Here is a 17,809-nt window from a genome sequence, read left to right on the forward strand (position 1 = left end):
TATACGAAATGTGTTTATTGAAAAGCATACACAATTCCTACTCCCAAAACTTGTTTTAATTGCGCTTTTGGACCTAAAGTAACTTGTTCTCCTGCTATTTCCTGCTTCGATTTTATATCATCATCATAAACGATACGAGTACCAATATTTGCTTTTACATATTGATTCACCACTAAGTCTAATAACAAATCGCAATCCACATCGATGTTCCCAAACCTGTTGATATAATCTGAATAAAAGGTTACGCGATTTACAAAATTTATGTTTTTGAACACTTCTTTTCTGTAATAACCCGTTACTAATAAGCCCAACTCCATTTTTGATTTTTCTCCGTCCAAAATTAAATTCCCGTCCAAATCATATTCTGCTTTTTTTACCCCAAAAGCACCTTGATTGGCTAACCTTTGATCTAAAACTAATGTAGTTTTGAAAGTAAATGGAGAAAAATAGAATACTCTTTTCTTTTCTTTGTCTGCATTCTCAGCTCCTACACCCATAAAAACATAAGCTGGAGCAAAAGGTTTCGAAATAGCAATTTCTTTATTTGGATACGCATACCCATTTGTAAACTGAGTATTAAAATTTAATTTTGCAGAATGATACCAATTAGTTATCGTATCTTTTCTATATCCAAAAGTCGAGTTAAAATGAATTGCATCATCTGTTTTTCGTATTTCAATTCCGTCTTGTTTATTTAAACCATATCGAACAATAAGTTCATTCACCCATTTTCTATTTTTTTTGGCATACACTCTGGTAAAATCACCTTTAAACAATCCCGAAACTGAACTTGTTCCCCCAGCACTCCAATTGATAAAAGCGATTTCTGAAATATCAAAACCGAGTTGGTTTTTTTTGGTCCAAGAAGAAACGGTATCAGGTGTTTTTGGAGTCACAACTTCTTGTGAAAAACCACTTGTAGAAATGGTCAATAAAAGTAAAAGAGATAAAAAAGAAAGTGATTTCATTATAAACTTTTTAGATTTAGGAGATATAAAATTATTATTTTCAATACGTTGAAAAAAGTATTTCAAGACTTTTAACGTCAATTTTGCAATATTGTTGTAATTCAGTAACAGTTCCTTGTTCAATAAATTCATCAGGAATACCCAAAATTTGTATTTTTGAAGAATATTGATGCAAAGCAGCAAACTCAAGAATTGCACTTCCAAAACCTCCATTAATCACTCCGTCTTCAATAGTAATAATCGTTTTGAACGCAGCAAAAATAGCATGCAAACTCTTTTCGTCTAATGGTTTTACAAAAGCAAAATCATAATGGGCAACAGCGGGATTTTTTTTATTTGCTAAAGCCTTTATAACATTGTTGCCTATCGTTCCATTAGATAAAACAGCAACTTCAGTTCCTTTTTTAAGGCATTTTGCCCGACCAATTTCAATCTTTTCATAGTTCGTTTTCCAATCAACATGAATGCCACGACCACGAGGATAACGAATGGCGATCGGATGATTTAATCCCAATTGAGCCGTATATAAAATATGTTGTAATTCAAGTTCATTGATTGGCGCATAAATAATCATGTTAGGAATACAACGCAAATAAGCCAAATCAAAAATACCGTGATGCGTCGCACCGTCTTCTCCCACTAAACCCGCTCGGTCTAAACAGAAAATTACCGGTAAGTTTTGCAGTGCCACATCATGAATCACTTGGTCATAGGCTCTTTGTAAAAAAGTCGAATAAATATTGCAAAAAACTACCATTCCTTGTGTAGCCATTCCTGCGGCTAAAGTTACTGCATGTTGTTCTGCAATTCCCACATCAAAAGCGCGTTTGGGAAGTGCATCCATCATAAATTTCAGCGAGCTACCAGAAGGCATTGCCGGCGTTATTCCGATGATTTTTTCATTCTTTTTTGCTAAATCTAAAATCGTTAGTCCAAAAACATCTTGGTATTTTGGCGGTAAATTTTCTTCCGATTTTGGAAGCAGTTCACCTGTACTGGCGTCAAATTTTCCGGGCGCGTGGTATTGCACCTGATTTTCTTCGGCTTGTTGTAAACCTTTTCCTTTTGTAGTGATAACGTGCAAAAATTTAGGCCCTTTTACTTTTTTCAAACGCTTCAGTTCTTTAATAACTGAAACAATATCATGTCCGTCTATCGGTCCAGAATAATTGAAATTTAAAGACTTAATCATATTATTCTGCCTCGGATTTTTCCCTTCTTTTACGGCAGTGAGATACTTTTTTAAAGCGCCCACACTTGGATCAATCCCGATAGCGTTATCATTGAGAATAACCAACAAATTAGCATCGGTAACTCCGGCGTGATTTAGTCCCTCAAAAGCCATTCCTGATGCGATAGAAGCATCGCCAATAACAGCAATATGTTGTTTATTGTAATCCCCTTTCAAGTTAGAGGCAATCGCCATTCCTAAAGCTGCCGAAATTGAAGTGGAAGAATGGCCTACGCCAAAAGCATCGTATTCACTTTCACTCCTTTTGGGAAAACCCGAAATACCGTGAAGTTGCCTGTTCGTATGAAAAACATTTTTTCTTCCGGTCAAAATTTTATGCCCATAAGCTTGATGACCTACATCCCAAACCAATAAATCATTTGGCGTATCAAATACATAATGCAACGCAATGGTCAGTTCTACAACGCCAAGGCTGGCACCGAGATGTCCTTCTTTTACCGAAACAATATCGATAATAAAATCACGCAATTCTTGTGCTACTTGAGGAAGTTGGGCTTCATCGAGCTGGCGCAAATCAGTTGGATTGTTGATTTTTGAAAGTAAATTAATAGACATAAAGCAAATGTACGAATTGAATTCTTATTTTTGTAATTATGGAAAATCCTTTCACCGACGAATACTTTATGAAAAAAGCTTTGCAGGAAGCTGAAATGGCTTTTGAAAAAAGCGAAATTCCTGTTGGAGCCATTATCGTTATTGACAATAAAGTCATTGCCCGAGGTCATAATCTTACCGAAATGCTGGTTGATGTTACGGCTCATGCCGAAATGCAGGCTATAACTGCTGCTGCTAATTTCCTTGGCGGAAAATATTTGACCGGTTGTACTTTGTATGTCACTTTAGAACCTTGCCAGATGTGTGCCGGGGCTTTGTATTGGAGTCAGATTTCGAAAATTGTTTTTGGTGCGAGTGACGAAAATAGAGGTTTTGAGAAAATGGGTACACAATTGCATCCTAAAACTATAGTTGTTCGTGGAGTTTTGGCCAATGAAGCTTCGGAATTGATGAAACGATTTTTTGCTGAAAGAAGAAAGTAATTCTCTATATCGCCTTGTTTTAAATTTTATTCGCCTTTATACCCTTCAAGCAGATAAACAAGCATATTTCTCACTGGCTTTTTATTCCGGAACTGTTTTATAATTACGGGAGGATTAATTTTCTCAAAAAACATATTATACTGCTCCTTAGGATCCATATAATTAGTAGAAACGGTAATAAAATAAGCATCATCACCAATTTTAATTTTTTTTCTATACTTATTAAGCCATTCGTAAGTATGAATATCCTCCAGTTTACCAATTGCGATAAAATCTAAATGTAGCGGTTGTGCAATATAATTATCAATGTGGGCACCAGGAAACCATTTGTTATTAATAATAAAAGTAGTCTTGGTTTTTCTGTATTGTACGTCTTTATCATGTATTTTTTCAAACTCATTCTTAAAAAAATCCCAATCATACATATCTAATGTAACATCTCCTTTACCCAACAATTCTTCTTTATCATTTCCTATCGTTCCAGGATAATAATTGATTAATCCAATTCCCGTGAATGAAATTATAATTATAAAAACACAAGAAATAACTACTAATTTGGGTAATTTGAAATTAACATTTAAATCTTGAACAGTCTCTGCAAGATAACAAGCCGTAAGTAAAATTAATGCTACGAATGCAGGCCCTGACCAATGGGGTAAAGTGTCACGAAATAATGAAATAAAAAGCAGCAAGACAATTAATGGCAGACTTAATAAAAGTAATAGCCGCTTTACAGGCAAAGAAATATTGATTTTGTTTTTCCAAACAGCAATTAATGCTGTAATAATCAAAAAATAATTAATAGGATTATTATAAAAAATACCGCCTAGAAATTCTCTAAAAAAACTATTCGGATTCATACCTCTATTTAAAGTAACTCTATTACTATGAAAAGTATATGTAATAAAATGATTCTCAATATTCCAAATCAATATGGGAGAAATAATTACTAATGAAATCAATACAGATAAATACAGATATACATTTGAAAGCAAACTTCTTTTATAAAACAATATATACAAACCAAAACCTATCCATAAAAAAACACCGTGTACTTTACTCATAATACACAAACCGGCAACAACACCAAACAGCAAAATGTTATAATTGAAATTTTTATCTGACTCAATCGCTGAGACAATTTTGATTAATAAAGAAATACTAAAAACCCAAAAAAATAATTGTGGAGCATCTGGCAAAATAAACACACCAGCAATTATGCTAGAATAAAACGAACACGAAAATAACAAAGCGGCCAAAAAACCAGCATTTTCATTCTTTATTTTACTACAAATATCGTAAATCAAATACGTGTTAATTGCCGCTAAAAGAATAGGCCCCAACCGAATGAAAAACGCATTTGTAAAAAGTAAATTAAATGTAGACAACCGAATAAGCAAAGCAACCATTGGAGGATGATCAAAATAATTCCATTGCAAATGTTGGGCATAAGTAACATAATAAACCTCATCGTTGCCAAGTCCTATTGTCGCTGCAATAACACATCTAATTAAAGTTGCAATACTTATTAATATAAGTATTTTATATTTTTCTATCATTGTGTTTTAAAAGTATACAATGTGTTAGCACTAAAATTCCAAAAGAAAACCAAAACAGTTACAATTACTTTACAGACATAAAAATTAATTTTAGTGTTTTTTTGAAGTAGATATAAGAAGATTGTATTCAGTGAAAAACCTATGATAGAAATTATTAAAAAACTAAAAAATTGTGAAGCAAGATGGCTGTCATTATTTTGAAAAGTAAAATATTTATTGAGAAAATAATTATTCACAACACCAAATAAAAAACCCAATCCATTTGAAAGATATTTATTTAAGCCAATTTTTTCTTTAAAAAGCCAAGTGATAAAGAAATCAATCACAAGTCCCGAAAAACCAACCATACCAAATTTTATAAATCGAATAAAATCCATCTATCTATTGCTTAAAGAAGAATTAGGAAAAGTATTTCCCCAAGAGTTGGGTTCAAAAGAGTTCTTTTTAACTATTTTAATAATTTTTATTCGAACTGCATCATACCAAATTACCGATAGAGATCCAGACACAATACCTATAAAAACTCCTCCAAAAACATCAATTAAAAAATGATGCGCTAAATAAATTCTGGAATATCCCACCAAAATTCCAAAGACCAATGAAAAAATGCACACATATTTTCTATTGACATAAATTGAAAAAATCGTCGCCATTCCAAAAGCAGAAGCCGAATGTCCCGAAGGAAAACTTCTAAACCCAACTCTACTATTTATAAAAGTATCTAAATAGTATTTGTAATGATGCATCTCAAAATAAACACTTGGACGTGGTGAACTAATCAATGATTTGAAAATCTGAGCAAAAACGCCTGAAACTAAATATGCTAATACCAAAAGAAACGCTAATTTTCTATGTTTTTTAAAAAAAACAAGAATGATTACGCCAACAAAAAGAGTGAAAACACCATCTCCTAAAAAAGTAATATTTTGAAAAAAAACAGTTAAAGTTTTAGTGTGAAAACTATTCAAAAAGACAAACCCTTCTGATTTTGAAAAACAACATAAAAAAAACCCAATAATCCCCATTAACAACAAACCGTTCTTATAAAAGAGACTATTTTTATATATAATATTGAAAACTGTATTCATTTTACAAAATTTTGTTTTTCGCAAAATTACCAGCTAATTATGTTTATAATAAAAATGAAGGATTATAAAAACAAAATCAAATTGTAAACCAAATATTAAGGGGAACTGTCTTTCTCAGTCAAAAATTTGCATAAAAAAAACCGCCAATCTCACGAAAGGCAGTTTTTATTTATTCTTTAATAGCATTTCCTTTTTTGTCAAAGAAATGATATTCTAAATACGTGTAAGCATCACGAGGTATGATTTTCACCCACTTTTTATGTTCAAAGAACCACTTTGAACGTATTGATGGAAAACCTTTTGTAAGGTATGCTGCCACAAATGGATGTACGTTAAGCACAACATCAGAGTGGGCTTTTAGAATTCTTTCTAAATCGGAGGCGATTCTGTCAATGATTAAAATTGGAGCTTCAATCTCTGCATTTTCATTGTTAGGATCTTCTTCTCTAGTTTTGATATTCACTTCCGGTCTTACTCTTTGTCTTGTAATTTGGACTAATCCAAATTTACTCGGAGGTAAGATTTTGTGTTTCGCTTTATCATCGCTCATTTCTTCTCTCAAGAAGTCGAACAAAACTTTACGATTTTCGGGATTTGACATGTCGATAAAATCAACTACGATTATTCCTCCCATATCTCGAAGACGTAATTGTCTTGCGATTTCGGCAGCAGCAATCATATTCACTTCCATAGCGGTATCTTCTTGGTTGGTAGCTTTATTAGAACGGTTTCCGCTGTTCACGTCTATAACGTGTAAGGCTTCTGTATGTTCAATAATAAGATAAGCTCCTTTACTCATAGACACTGTTTTCCCAAAGGAAGTCTTGATTTGTCTCTCTATATTGTATTTCTCAAAAATTGGCGTGTCGTTTGATTGATAAAACTTAACAATAGATTGTTTTGAAGGTGCAATTTCTTGCAAATAATCCTTCGTTTGGTTGTACAACTCTTCATCATCAATCTGAATACCACTGAAGGTATCATTAAAAACGTCTCTTAATATCGAAGAGGCTCTGTTGAGTTCTCCTAATACTTTTGACGGATGATGAGCAGTTGGTAATTTTTTACACATTGCAGTCCATCGCTCTAGCAGGTTCTGCAAATCTTTTTCTAATTCGGCTGTATTTTTGCCTTCGGCTACTGTACGAACAATAACACCAAATCCTTTTGGTTTGACAGACTGTACCAATCGCTTCAAACGATCCTTTTCTTTTTTGTCCTCTATTTTTTGAGAAATAGAAACACGATCAGAGAAAGGAACTAAAACAATAAACCGTCCGGCAAGAGAAAGCTCAGCGCTGATTCTTGGTCCTTTGGTAGATATTGGTTCTTTAACGACTTGTACTAAAACAGATTGATTGGCACTTATTACATCCGTAATTGTTCCGTCTTTATCAATCTCTTTTTCAAACTGAAAGTTTTTTAGGGAGAAATCTTTTATTTTACCTGTGCTTACAAGTTTTATGAATTTCAGTTGGGAAGCAAGGTTTGGACCTAAATCATGGTAATGTAAAAAAGCATCTTTTTCGAAGCCAACATTTACAAAAGCAGCATTAAGACCCGCAACTGGTTTTCGTATTTTGGCGATAAAAATATCACCTACTTGAAAATTGCTTGTTTCTTGTTCTTTGTGTAATTCAATTAGTTTTCCATCTTTTAATAAGGCAAAATCTACGGCTTCAGAACTCGATCGGATGATTAATTCTTTATTCACACTGTAAATTTTTATCCGCACTTTTCAGATTCAAATTTTAGGTTTTTGCTTTTGTAAGTACAAAAACGAAACCATAAACTTATTCCTTTGGCACAGATGGATTAAACAATATTTTAACAGGTATTAAACCCGGGAGGAGAATCAGCAAGCGGATTTCAGATGGCAGTTATGGTAAAAACCGTACTCTGCGGTCTGAAGTCTAAAGTCTAATTTTCCAAATTTCAATGAACGTTTAAAAAGAAAAAAGTAGTTTAAAACTACTTTTTCTTTTTGTGACGGTTAGCTCTCGCTCTTTTTTTACGTTTGTGAGTCGCTACCTTATGTCTCTTTCTTTTTTTACCACTTGGCATATCTTGTAGATTTTATGATTAATTAATATTTTTATTTTGCTTCGTTATTTACTTTTACTCCTTCTACAAAAACTTTTGCAGGTTTGAAAGCAGGAATGTTGTGTGCAGGAATTTTAATAGTAGTATTTTTGGAAATATTTCTTCCTGTTTTTTCTGCTCTAGTTTTTACAATAAAACTTCCAAAACCTCTTAAATATACATTGTCTCCAGTTTCTAATGAATTTTTTACTTCATTCATAAAAGTCTCTACAGTTGCCTGTACATCTCCTTTTTCAAGACCTAATTTTTCTGAAATTTTTGCTACGATATCTGCTTTCGTCATTTTCTTTCCTATTTATAATGTTGTACTATTTTTTTGAGTTTGCAAATATATGAATTAAAAAAACAATAAATCAACCTAATTCATTAAATTTTAATTAGATAAACTTTTACTTTTGTCGTCTAATATTTAATGATGATTTTCTCTAACCTATTGATAAAATGGTATTTACAAAACAAGCGTGATTTACCATGGCGAAATACCACAAATCCTTACCCTATTTGGCTCTCAGAAATCATGCTTCAACAGACGCGTGTAGCACAAGGAATGCCCTATTTTCTATCTTTCACAACCGCTTTTCCTACCGTTTTTGATTTGGCTAATGCCGATGAAGAAAAAGTACTGAAACTTTGGCAAGGTTTGGGTTATTATTCCCGTGCTCGAAATTTACACAAAACCGCACAACTTGTCGCATACGAAATGTCAGGAATCTTTCCTGATAATTATACCGATTTATTAAAACTGAAAGGAATCGGAGAATATACCGCTGCCGCAATCGCCTCTTTTTCTTACAATGAAGCCGTTCCTGTTGTTGACGGAAATGTGTTTCGGGTTTTATCGCGTTATTTTGATATTGAAACTGATATTGCTCAGGCTTCCGCCAAAAAAGAATTCGCTGCCTTGGCTTTCGAATTGATGCCAAAAGACACCCGAGGCGGAGCCGAACTGAGTGAAGCTAATCCTGCAATTTTCAACCAAGCGATCATGGAATTTGGCGCATTACAGTGCGTTCCAAAAAGTCCCAATTGCGGCATTTGTATTTTTAACGAAAGTTGCGCCGCTTTGCAAAAAAAGAAAGTCGCCGAATTACCCGTGAAATCGAAAAAACTAAAAGTAAGAAATCGGTTTTTTAATTATTTGGTAATTGCTGATGAAATTAATAATACACTAATCCAAAAAAGAACTGCCAAGGGAATTTGGCATAATTTATATGAATTCCCGTTGATTGAAACCGATCAAACCGAAGATTTCAACTACATTTCAGAACGAATCCAAAAGGAATTTCTCCAAGAGCATACTATTATAAGTATACAAGAACACAATGAAAATACTATTATTCATAAACTGTCACACCAGCATTTACATATTAAATTCTGGAAAGTAACTGTAAATGGAATTCTGGAAAACGGAATTGACAGCGCTACTTTGACAACATTTCCTTTCCCAATTGTGATTCATAATTTTATTGAAGCGAATTAAATTATAGTTTCCGAAAAAATGTATCTTTGATTTAAATACCACAAAAAACAATGAACGGAACGTTAAATAAAGTGATGCTTATAGGCTATCTTGGCGATGATATCAAAATGCATTATTTTGACGGTGGCAATTGCATCGGCAGATTTCAGTTGGCCACACATGAAATATACATCAACAAAACGACCAACGAAAAAATCACCTCAACAGAATGGCATAACTTAGTCGTACGCAACAAAGCGGCCGAAATTTGCGAAAAACACCTTTCAAAAGGCGATAAAATATACATCGAAGGACGCATAAAATCCCGTCAATGGCAAGGAGAAGACGGCACCACAAAGCACACCAGCGAAATTCAGGTAACCGAGTTTACTTTTCTTTCGACAAAGAAAGATTCTGAGAACAACAAACAGATTCCAACATCAGAATCCTTAAAAAACACTACCTTTGACGCACAAAATAACGGCTTGCCTATCAATGATTTGCCTTTTTAATTGTTTAACTAATCTCTTTTAATTTGGACCCGGAGCCCAGTATAATTTCAGCATACACTTTAGACACCACCCTGACATTTGGCTTTGTCGGAATATTTGCCCTGCTGTTTTGTTCCGCCATAGTTTCAGGCGCAGAAATAGCTTTTTTTTCGTTGTCACAAAAAGACATTGACGAAACCATCCAGGAAAACACCTCAAAAGGAAAGATTATCGCCAGCCTTTTAGAAAAACCAAAAAAACTATTAGCCACACTTCTTGTCGCTAATAATTTTATAAACATCGGAGTTGTAATTTTATTCTCATTTGTAGGCAAAGGACTTTTTTCAGAAATCAGTTCGCCGGTATTAAAATTTATGTTCGAAGTAATTGTGGTTACTTTTTTGATTTTGCTTTTTGGAGAAGTTTTACCCAAAGTATATGCCAGCAGAAACAACCTGAAATTTGCCAGACAAATTGCTTATCCTATTGCCGTTTTAGATAAAATTCTTTCACCCGTAAGCCTGCCAATGCGAGGAGCCACCATTTATTTTCATAATAAACTGGGAAAACAAAAAACAAATTTTTCTGTTGATCAATTATCGCAAGCTTTAGAACTTACCGGCTCTAATGAAACTTCATTTGAAGAACAAAAAATATTAGAAGGAATTGTTTCTTTTGGCAACACCGATACAAAACAAGTAATGAGTCCTAGAATTGATATTTTTGCTCTTGAAATAGAAGAAACTTTCGCAGACATTTGTCCAAAAATTATAGAAAAAGGGTTTTCGAGAATTCCTGTATACCGAGACAATATTGATCAGATAGAAGGCGTTTTGTTTGTCAAAGATTTACTTCCGCATATCAACACGAGTGATTTTGATTGGAAATCCTTACTGAGAGAACCGTTTTTTGTACCAGAAAATAAGAAATTAGACAACTTACTAAAAGATTTTCAGAGTATGAAAAGCCATTTGGCCATTGTGGTAGATGAATATGGTGGAACTTCGGGATTGGTTTCTCTTGAAGATGTAATCGAGGAAATTGTTGGAGATATCAGTGATGAATTCGATGATGAACAGCTTAATTTTTCACAAATTGATGATAAAAATTATATTTTTGAAGGCAAAATAAACCTCAAAGATTTCTATAGAATTATTGCAGTCGACGAAGATTTATTCGAAATCAAAAAAGGAGAAGCCGAAACATTAGCCGGATTTATTCTGGAAATACTAGGTAATTTTCCCAAAAAAGACCAAAAAATAAGTTTTGAAAACTGTTCTTTCAGCATTGAAACTGTTGACAAAAAACGCATCAAACAAATAAAAGTAACGATTGAATAATTCCAAAATGTTAAAAAAAACAATAGCTGCTTCAATACTTTTTATAACACTATCTTCTGTTTTTAGCTGTAAAGATGATGTTTTACCCAAACCTTCAAGTCACTTGAGGCTGGATTATCCGGTAGCTAATTATGTGAATTTTGAAAATGAATGTCCGTTTACTTTCGAAATAAATTCGGAAGCCATCATCAAAGGCGAGAAAGAATGCGGATTTGCAATTTCGTATCCAAAAATGAAAGCCACTATTTATCTGACATACAAACCCGTTCATAACAACATCAATTCGTTGTTACGAGATGCTCAAAAACTGACCTACGAACATGTTATAAAAGCAGACGATATACTGGAACAACCTTATTTAAATCCAGAAAAGAAAGCCTACGGAATGTTTTACCAAGTGGATGGAAATGCGGCAACGAATTCACAGTTTTATGTTACAGACAGCACAAAACATTTTGTCATAGGTTCCGTATATTTCTACGCAAAACCTAATTTTGATTCTATTATGCCTGCGGCGAGTTACATTAAAAACGACATGCAACGTTTAATGGAAACCTTGAAATGGAAATAATTCATAAAAAAAGCATCTGTCGTAAACAGATGCTTTTTTTATGAAAATTTAAAAGTCAATTACGACTTCATATTCGAAACTTTGTATGTTTTTCCGTCTCCGGTGGCTTGAACAACTTCTGTTAATTTTTCAGGAGTTTGAACCGTTTTGTCAAAAGTTACGGTAGCTAATTTTTTATCAAAATCAACAGTCGCTTTTTGCACACCGTCAAGCCCAGACAATTCCTCTTCAATTGTTTTAGCACAACCTATAGCACATGTCATTCCTTCTACGGTAAAACTGGCGGTTTGAACATTTGCAGCGGCGATTTCTTTTTTAACTTTTGGCGCAGCCGTTTCTGTTTCAGCAACAGCAACAGGTTCTGCAGTTTTTTCTTTACAACCCACAAACAATAGACTTGCTAATGCTAAAGTTGTTATTGATTTTGTGAAATTCATTATGATTTGATTTTAATTAATTCTTTTTTTAAAGCAAGACAAAATTAATTAAAAAAAGACGCACTAATTCATAAAATAATTACAATTTTGACGCAAATTTAGGATTTATGATTTCAAAGCAATTGAAATGGGTTTATTTAGTGGTTCTTTCTCTGGTTTGGGGAAGTTCCTTTATTTTAATTAAAAAAGGATTAATTGGGTTAACCGCTTTTCAACTTGGTTCGCTTAGAATTATTTTTGCCGCCATTTTTTTATTGCTAATTGGTTTTAAAAGTTTAGCAAAAATTCCGCGCCATCAGTGGAAATATATTGTCTTAACTTCCATGTTTGGAACCTTTGTACCCGCTTATCTGTTTGCTATAGCCCAAACCCAAATTGATAGTTCCGTAAGTTCTATTCTAAATTCCCTGACGCCCTTGAACACCTTAATTTTAGGAACTTTGGCTTTTGGATTACAGTTTAGGAGAAACCAGATTTTTGGCGTTCTCATCGGATTAATAGGAAGTGCATTACTGATTTTGAATGGCGCTATACACCATCCGGAACAAAATTATTATTACGCTATTTTAGTGTTGATTGCATCTATTTGTTATGCTACCAATGTGAACCTAATTAAGAAATATTTATCAGATTTGACTCCGGTGAGTATTACTACCGGTAATTTTCTGGTGTTGCTTTTCCCTGCTACAATCATTTTATTTTTCTCCGACTTTTTTGAGGTAGTTCAACTTGCAACAGTACAACAATCCGTTCTTTTTATTATGATTTTGGGAGTTGTAGGAACAGGAATTGCTAATATTTTATTCTTTAAACTGATTCAAATGTCGTTACCAGTTTTTGCTACTTCGGTAACCTATTTAATTCCTGTTGTGGCTTTCTTTTGGGGATTATTAGACCACGAAATGCTAACTCCAGTTCAATTTATTGGCGCATTTATCATTCTGATTGGCGTGTATTTATCGGCGAAGAAATAATACGACCACTTTATAAAATAACAAAGGCTGCCCAAAAAGACAGCCTTTGTTTGTAAATTCTACATTCGACTATTTAAAATCAGCATCCGATACGCCTTCGTTTATCTTAACATCCGACATTTTTATATTCAATTCAAAACCTACATTTTGGATGATATTAAAAGGGACTTTCACTCCTTTTACTACTCTGTAATCTCCAAAATTAGTGATTTGAGTCATCGTTTGACCACCTTGTTCCAATGTTTTTGCTTCTGCAACTTTAAGTCCCGAAACGACATCATAGTAATAAGTAGTTTTGCCATTTTTTACAGCAAAAGCATCGCTTCCATTCAAAGGTTCGATACCGTCAAGAAGCAATCCTGCTTTCTTGGCAAGTTGCAATTCTTCAAAAGGAGTTGCGCTCGCTTTCATTTCTGCCAATTCAGCTCCTTCCAAATCTTTACGTTGGCCTTGTTGAATTATATACGCTCCTTTTTCAGAAACTACTTGTTTCATCAAGCTCATTCCACCCATACTTATTTCAACATTTAATTTTCCTTTAGCATCAATTTTTGAAGTAAAACTCAATGGCGTTGGTGCTTGCGGAATTGTAGTTGATCCAGTCATGGCAATCGTTTTGACAGCAGCAACTGCTTTATCGCCACCAATCGCTTTGATATAATTATCTAAAACCGTTTTAACGGTTACACCAGCAGGAACGTCTTTCTTGAAAACAGGTTTTTCTAATGGACTTCCGTATTTATCGAAAAAGAGCATTGGAATTTTTAATCGTTCCAAAGCAGGAATTACTTCTGAACCTTTCCCTGCAATTACAATTCGGGTGTTCTCCAAAAGGAAATATTTATTGGCTACACGAAGCACATCATCTGCAGTTACCGCGTTGATGGTTTGAATGTATTTTTCGTAAAAATCTGCCGGTAAGTTTTCAGTTTCAATATTCAAAGCATAACGAGCTACCGCTTGTGGTTTTTCTACTTGCATTACAAAACGCCCGATATAACCCGCTTTCACATTACCCAAAACATCGTCTGAAACTTTCTCGGTTCTGATTTTCTTGATTTCTTTGATAAATTCTACAACCGCACTATCCGTAACCACGTTTCTTACTGCTGATGTTGCTTTGAATTTAGTTACATATTTGCCACTTCCAATTATCGAATTAGCGCCATATGTCCAAGCGTGTTTTTCACGCAAATTCATATTCAAATAACTGTTAAAATCCCCTCCAAGCACTTGGTTTGCAATTACAGCAGGAAAGAAATCAGGGTCGCCCATTTTTAAATTCAAGGTATTGACCAATGAAATTTCTGACTGAACAGCATTAGGCACATCTACAAAATTAATTTGAGTAAAAGCTACATTTTCTGGTGCGGAATAGGTCAATTTTGGCGCACTTCTTTTTTGCCAAGAACTGAATAATTTTTCAACAAGTGGCTTAATTTTTTTATACTTTACATCTCCAATGATTACTAAATAAGCATTTTCGGGAACAAAATAATTGGTGTAATTTGTTTCAATATCGGCCAAAGTAACTTTCTTGATTGTTTCTTCGGTCATGAACTCCCCTGATGGATGACTTTTACCAAAAGCTAACACGTCTACTACTCTATTAGCAATTGCAGGAACACTTTTCTCATCCGCTTTAAGGCTTTCTATCAATTTAGCTTTTTCTTTATCAAACTCTTCTGGAGTGAAATTGGGATGCAAAGCACCTTCGGCCATTAACTCTAAAATTCTTTGCGCATATTTTGAAAGCGAACTCGCATAAGCGCCTTGAGAACTAAAATTGATATTTGCCCCTAAAAAATCTACTTCTTCATTGAAGGCATCTTTTAGTGTTTTTTTACTTCCGTTACCAATTAAACTGCTGGTCAACTCGTCAACTCCTTTTTTATTTCCTTCGGCAAAAGGAGCGTTGTCTAAAGTCAAACTATAAGAAACTCTCGGCAATTTATTATTTTCGACAATCATCACTTTCAACCCGTTTGCCAAAACAAAGGTTTGCGGTTTTTTGATATTTACGACTGGGGAAGTTCCAGGTTTCGGTTGTGTACGATCTTGTGCCTGCATAATTCCTGTTACGAACAAAATGAATATTATTATACTTGTTTTTTTCATGATTGAGAGGTCTTAGTTTTGAGCTTTTTCTTTGGATGGAACGTAATCTAAAACCAATCTCTGATTTGGGTTTAAATATTTTTTCGCCACTTCTCTAATTTCTTCACGAGTAATCGAATGCAATAATTCGATTTCGGTATTGATTAGATTTACATCTTTATACAGTAAATAATAGGTTGCTAAATTCTCTGCAATTCCTTCAACGCTTGCATTGGCATTGACAAAATTATTATCAAACTTATTTTGTAATTTTTGGAAATCTTTCTCCGAAATCAATTCGGTTTGAATTTTCACAATTTCTTCGTCAATTTCTTTCAACAAATCTGCCGAAGTATTAGTTCCCATTGGCAAACCATATAAAATGTACATCCCGTAATCTTCTTGACTAAAACCAACTGCTCCAATTTGCAATGCCATTTTTTTGTCGTCAACAATCTTTTTGTATAATTTAGAACTTTTTCCATCGCTCAAATAAGAAGAAATCAAATCTAGAACTCGGGCATCTCTGGTTTTCATCGAAGGCGTTCTGTAAGAAGCCACCAACATTGGAATTTGTATATTTGGATCCTCATAAGTTGCTTTGATAGTTTCTGTTATTGGCTCTTCTACAAAGGTCTGTTTGGTCACCGTTACTCCTTTTTGGATAGGCCCAAAGTATTTTTGAATCCATTCTTTCGCTTGTCCTTTCTCAAAATCTCCCGCCACTACCAAAACAGAATTATTTGGTGTGTAGAATTTTTTGTTGAAAGCCTGAAATTCTTCTAAAGTAGCAGCGTCTAAATCTTTCATGGAACCAATAGTAGTCCATCGGTACGGATGATTTTTAAACATGTTTTCTTTAACCACCGTAAGGATATTTCCGTAAGGACGATTATCAAAACTGGTTCTTTTTTCTTCTTTTACCACTTCATTTTGAGTATCTACCCCTATTTTATTAATCACAGGATGCATCAATCGTTCGGATTCCATCCAAAGCGCTAATTCTAAATTATTTGAAGGAAAGACTTCATAATAATAGGTTCTGTCATCCGAAGTATTGGCATTATTCGTTCCGCCATTGGCAGTAACAATTTTCATCCACTCACCACGTTTGATGTTTTGTGTTCCTTCGAACAATAAATGTTCAAAAAAGTGGGCAAAACCAGTTCGGTCCGGATTTTCATCTTTTGAACCTACGTGATACATTACCGAAGTAACCACCACCGGCGCAGAAGAATCGTTATGCAGGATTACATGCATTCCGTTGTCTAAATCATATTCTTCAAAAGCTACTTTTTGAGCTGAAGCAACTCCTCCGAGCATAAGCGCAGCACTTAACATCATTATTGATTTTTTCATAAGGATTAATAAATTTTTTATTCACTATTAGTAACGCACTAAAAATTATTGTTACATCAAAAATACTTTATTTTCATTCTGTAAAGAGAAATAACGATGGCTTTGGCAAAATATTAACGCTATTTTACTGAGAAATAACTTTTACAAAGGTCAAGAACCTATTGAAAAACAGGGAATAAATAAAGGAGAACATTTTTTTTGACAGAGGGATTGCAGGATAAATATTTAATTGTATATTTGCAACCTTAAAAATCAATAAATCAATTCGGTATGTATGCAATCGTAGAGATAGCAGGGCAACAATTTAAAGTAAGCAAAGACTTAAAGGTTTATGTTCACCGTTTGGCTAATGAAGAAGGTTCAAAAGTTTCTTTTGACAAAGTTCTTTTATTAGACGATAACGGAAATGTAACTTTAGGCGCCCCAGCTATAGAAGGTGCTTCAGTAGAAGCTAAAGTGTTACAACACTTAAAAGGAGATAAAGTTATCGTTTTCAAAAAGAAAAGAAGAAAAGGATACAAAAAGAGAAATGGTCACAGACAATATCTTACTCAAATTGTAATTGAAGGTATTACTGCAGCAGGTGCTAAAAAAGCAGCTCCTAAAAAAGCAGCAGTTGAAGCAACTACAGAAGAAGTTGAAGCTCCTAAGAAAAAAGTAGCTAAAGCTAAAAAAGAAGATACTCAAGAATAATAACACTATAAAACTAATACGTCATGGCTCACAAGAAAGGTGTCGGTAGTTCTAAGAATGGTAGAGAATCAGAATCTAAACGTTTAGGTGTTAAGATTTTTGGAGGTCAAGCTGCTATTGCTGGGAACATCATCGTAAGACAAAGAGGTTCAAAACATAATCCAGGTGAAAACGTTTACATTAGTAAAGATCACACCCTACACGCAAGAGTAGATGGAGTTGTTAAGTTCCAAAAGAAAAGAGATAATAAATCTTATGTTTCTATCCTTCCATTCGAAGCATAATCACTAAGATTCTATATTATTACAAAACCCGCTTCTTTCGAAGCGGGTTTTTTGTATTTCATCACCTCTCCAAAGGGCAGGCGAGATGAGAAATTAT

Annotated in this window: 18 protein-coding genes; 8 read left to right on the forward strand and 10 right to left on the reverse strand. The window is 33.9% G+C overall.

The annotated features are described in order from the left end of the window. Positions 1 to 14 precede the first annotated feature (14 nt). Together O6P34_RS03055 and O6P34_RS03060 are read right to left on the reverse strand one after the other, a co-directional pair. The gene (locus tag O6P34_RS03055) at positions 15 to 968 is read right to left on the reverse strand and encodes a DUF3078 domain-containing protein (RefSeq protein WP_269685861.1); all 954 of its coding nucleotides are present in this window, start codon (positions 966 to 968) and stop codon (positions 15 to 17) included. Between the two features lie 40 nt (positions 969 to 1,008). Continuing rightward, complete coding sequence (locus O6P34_RS03060; RefSeq protein ID WP_269685862.1) at positions 1,009 to 2,775, reverse strand: 1-deoxy-D-xylulose-5-phosphate synthase; 1,767 nt, start codon at positions 2,773 to 2,775, stop codon at positions 1,009 to 1,011. A 38-nt stretch (positions 2,776 to 2,813) separates the two neighbouring features. On the opposite strand from O6P34_RS03060, the gene O6P34_RS03065 reads away from it, so the two are divergent. Then, the gene (locus tag O6P34_RS03065; protein WP_269685863.1) at positions 2,814 to 3,257 is read left to right on the forward strand and encodes a nucleoside deaminase; all 444 of its coding nucleotides are present in this window, start codon (positions 2,814 to 2,816) and stop codon (positions 3,255 to 3,257) included. A gap of 26 nt (positions 3,258 to 3,283) precedes the next feature. On the opposite strand, the gene O6P34_RS03070 is transcribed toward O6P34_RS03065, so the two are convergent. The 5 genes from O6P34_RS03070 to O6P34_RS03085 form a co-directional block, all read right to left on the reverse strand. Next, positions 3,284 to 4,816, reverse strand: coding sequence for an ArnT family glycosyltransferase (locus tag O6P34_RS03070; RefSeq protein WP_269685864.1), 1,533 nt, complete (start codon positions 4,814 to 4,816; stop codon positions 3,284 to 3,286). After that, the gene (locus O6P34_RS14935; protein ID WP_432419582.1) at positions 4,813 to 5,193 is read right to left on the reverse strand and encodes a GtrA family protein; all 381 of its coding nucleotides are present in this window, start codon (positions 5,191 to 5,193) and stop codon (positions 4,813 to 4,815) included. Before O6P34_RS14935 ends, O6P34_RS03070 begins: the two co-directional genes overlap by 4 nt. Further along, on the reverse strand, positions 5,194 to 5,904 hold the full coding sequence (locus O6P34_RS03075) for a phosphatase PAP2 family protein (RefSeq protein WP_269685865.1): 711 nt from the start codon (positions 5,902 to 5,904) through the stop codon (positions 5,194 to 5,196). Between the two features lie 169 nt (positions 5,905 to 6,073). Then, the gene (locus O6P34_RS03080; protein ID WP_269685866.1) at positions 6,074 to 7,618 is read right to left on the reverse strand and encodes a ribonuclease E/G; all 1,545 of its coding nucleotides are present in this window, start codon (positions 7,616 to 7,618) and stop codon (positions 6,074 to 6,076) included. A gap of 381 nt (positions 7,619 to 7,999) precedes the next feature. Continuing rightward, complete coding sequence (locus O6P34_RS03085; RefSeq protein ID WP_035634379.1) at positions 8,000 to 8,290, reverse strand: HU family DNA-binding protein; 291 nt, start codon at positions 8,288 to 8,290, stop codon at positions 8,000 to 8,002. A gap of 132 nt (positions 8,291 to 8,422) precedes the next feature. Between O6P34_RS03085 and mutY the strand changes: the two genes are divergently transcribed. The 4 genes from mutY to gldD are packed head-to-tail and all read left to right on the forward strand — an operon-like array spanning position 8,423 to position 11,868. Continuing rightward, complete coding sequence (gene mutY, locus O6P34_RS03090; protein ID WP_269686719.1) at positions 8,423 to 9,487, forward strand: A/G-specific adenine glycosylase; 1,065 nt, start codon at positions 8,423 to 8,425, stop codon at positions 9,485 to 9,487. A gap of 50 nt (positions 9,488 to 9,537) precedes the next feature. After that, positions 9,538 to 9,978 (forward strand): single-stranded DNA-binding protein, encoded by a 441-nt coding sequence (locus O6P34_RS03095; protein WP_269685867.1) that lies wholly within the window; start codon positions 9,538 to 9,540, stop codon positions 9,976 to 9,978. A gap of 23 nt (positions 9,979 to 10,001) precedes the next feature. Continuing rightward, positions 10,002 to 11,297 (forward strand): gliding motility-associated protein GldE, encoded by a 1,296-nt coding sequence (locus O6P34_RS03100; protein WP_269685868.1) that lies wholly within the window; start codon positions 10,002 to 10,004, stop codon positions 11,295 to 11,297. A gap of 7 nt (positions 11,298 to 11,304) precedes the next feature. Beyond that, complete coding sequence (gene gldD, locus O6P34_RS03105) at positions 11,305 to 11,868, forward strand: gliding motility lipoprotein GldD (RefSeq protein ID WP_269685869.1); 564 nt, start codon at positions 11,305 to 11,307, stop codon at positions 11,866 to 11,868. 59 nt (positions 11,869 to 11,927) lie between these two features. On the opposite strand, the gene O6P34_RS03110 is transcribed toward gldD, so the two are convergent. Beyond that, positions 11,928 to 12,305, reverse strand: coding sequence for a heavy-metal-associated domain-containing protein (locus tag O6P34_RS03110; protein ID WP_269685870.1), 378 nt, complete (start codon positions 12,303 to 12,305; stop codon positions 11,928 to 11,930). Between the two features lie 107 nt (positions 12,306 to 12,412). Between O6P34_RS03110 and O6P34_RS03115 the strand changes: the two genes are divergently transcribed. Continuing rightward, complete coding sequence (locus O6P34_RS03115; protein ID WP_269685871.1) at positions 12,413 to 13,279, forward strand: DMT family transporter; 867 nt, start codon at positions 12,413 to 12,415, stop codon at positions 13,277 to 13,279. A gap of 69 nt (positions 13,280 to 13,348) precedes the next feature. Here O6P34_RS03115 and O6P34_RS03120 read toward each other — a convergent pair whose 3' ends face one another. Both O6P34_RS03120 and O6P34_RS03125 read right to left on the reverse strand, forming a co-directional pair. Continuing rightward, positions 13,349 to 15,397: a M16 family metallopeptidase gene (locus tag O6P34_RS03120; RefSeq protein WP_432419583.1), complete on the reverse strand. Its 2,049-nt coding sequence runs from the start codon at positions 15,395 to 15,397 to the stop codon at positions 13,349 to 13,351. A 12-nt stretch (positions 15,398 to 15,409) separates the two neighbouring features. Continuing rightward, the gene (locus O6P34_RS03125; protein WP_269685872.1) at positions 15,410 to 16,735 is read right to left on the reverse strand and encodes a M16 family metallopeptidase; all 1,326 of its coding nucleotides are present in this window, start codon (positions 16,733 to 16,735) and stop codon (positions 15,410 to 15,412) included. A gap of 270 nt (positions 16,736 to 17,005) precedes the next feature. Between O6P34_RS03125 and rplU the strand changes: the two genes are divergently transcribed. Together rplU and rpmA are read left to right on the forward strand one after the other, a co-directional pair. Continuing rightward, positions 17,006 to 17,428, forward strand: coding sequence for a 50S ribosomal protein L21 (gene rplU, locus O6P34_RS03130; protein WP_269685873.1), 423 nt, complete (start codon positions 17,006 to 17,008; stop codon positions 17,426 to 17,428). Between the two features lie 23 nt (positions 17,429 to 17,451). Next, positions 17,452 to 17,712, forward strand: a complete 261-nt coding sequence (gene rpmA / locus O6P34_RS03135; protein ID WP_007805051.1) for a 50S ribosomal protein L27 — start codon at positions 17,452 to 17,454, stop codon at positions 17,710 to 17,712. Positions 17,713 to 17,809 lie beyond the last annotated feature (97 nt).

It is taken from the genome of Flavobacterium lacustre (assembly GCF_027474525.2).
GTDB lineage: Bacteria > Bacteroidota > Bacteroidia > Flavobacteriales > Flavobacteriaceae > Flavobacterium > Flavobacterium lacustre.

Coding starts and splice junctions, on each gene's coding strand:
- gldD (WP_269685869.1), top strand. CDS start 11,305: ATGTTAAAAAAAACAATAGCTGCTTCAATACTTTTTATAACACTATCT.
- O6P34_RS03060 (WP_269685862.1), bottom strand. CDS start 2,775: ATGTCTATTAATTTACTTTCAAAAATCAACAATCCAACTGATTTGCGC.
- O6P34_RS03095 (WP_269685867.1), top strand. CDS start 9,538: ATGAACGGAACGTTAAATAAAGTGATGCTTATAGGCTATCTTGGCGAT.
- O6P34_RS03065 (WP_269685863.1), top strand. CDS start 2,814: ATGGAAAATCCTTTCACCGACGAATACTTTATGAAAAAAGCTTTGCAG.
- O6P34_RS03110 (WP_269685870.1), bottom strand. CDS start 12,305: ATGAATTTCACAAAATCAATAACAACTTTAGCATTAGCAAGTCTATTG.
- mutY (WP_269686719.1), top strand. CDS start 8,423: ATGATTTTCTCTAACCTATTGATAAAATGGTATTTACAAAACAAGCGT.
- rplU (WP_269685873.1), top strand. CDS start 17,006: ATGTATGCAATCGTAGAGATAGCAGGGCAACAATTTAAAGTAAGCAAA.
- rpmA (WP_007805051.1), top strand. CDS start 17,452: ATGGCTCACAAGAAAGGTGTCGGTAGTTCTAAGAATGGTAGAGAATCA.
- O6P34_RS03075 (WP_269685865.1), bottom strand. CDS start 5,904: ATGAATACAGTTTTCAATATTATATATAAAAATAGTCTCTTTTATAAG.
- O6P34_RS03125 (WP_269685872.1), bottom strand. CDS start 16,735: ATGAAAAAATCAATAATGATGTTAAGTGCTGCGCTTATGCTCGGAGGA.
- O6P34_RS03120 (WP_432419583.1), bottom strand. CDS start 15,397: ATGAAAAAAACAAGTATAATAATATTCATTTTGTTCGTAACAGGAATT.
- O6P34_RS03085 (WP_035634379.1), bottom strand. CDS start 8,290: ATGACGAAAGCAGATATCGTAGCAAAAATTTCAGAAAAATTAGGTCTT.
- O6P34_RS03070 (WP_269685864.1), bottom strand. CDS start 4,816: ATGATAGAAAAATATAAAATACTTATATTAATAAGTATTGCAACTTTA.
- O6P34_RS14935 (WP_432419582.1), bottom strand. CDS start 5,193: ATGGATTTTATTCGATTTATAAAATTTGGTATGGTTGGTTTTTCGGGA.
- O6P34_RS03115 (WP_269685871.1), top strand. CDS start 12,413: ATGATTTCAAAGCAATTGAAATGGGTTTATTTAGTGGTTCTTTCTCTG.
- O6P34_RS03055 (WP_269685861.1), bottom strand. CDS start 968: ATGAAATCACTTTCTTTTTTATCTCTTTTACTTTTATTGACCATTTCT.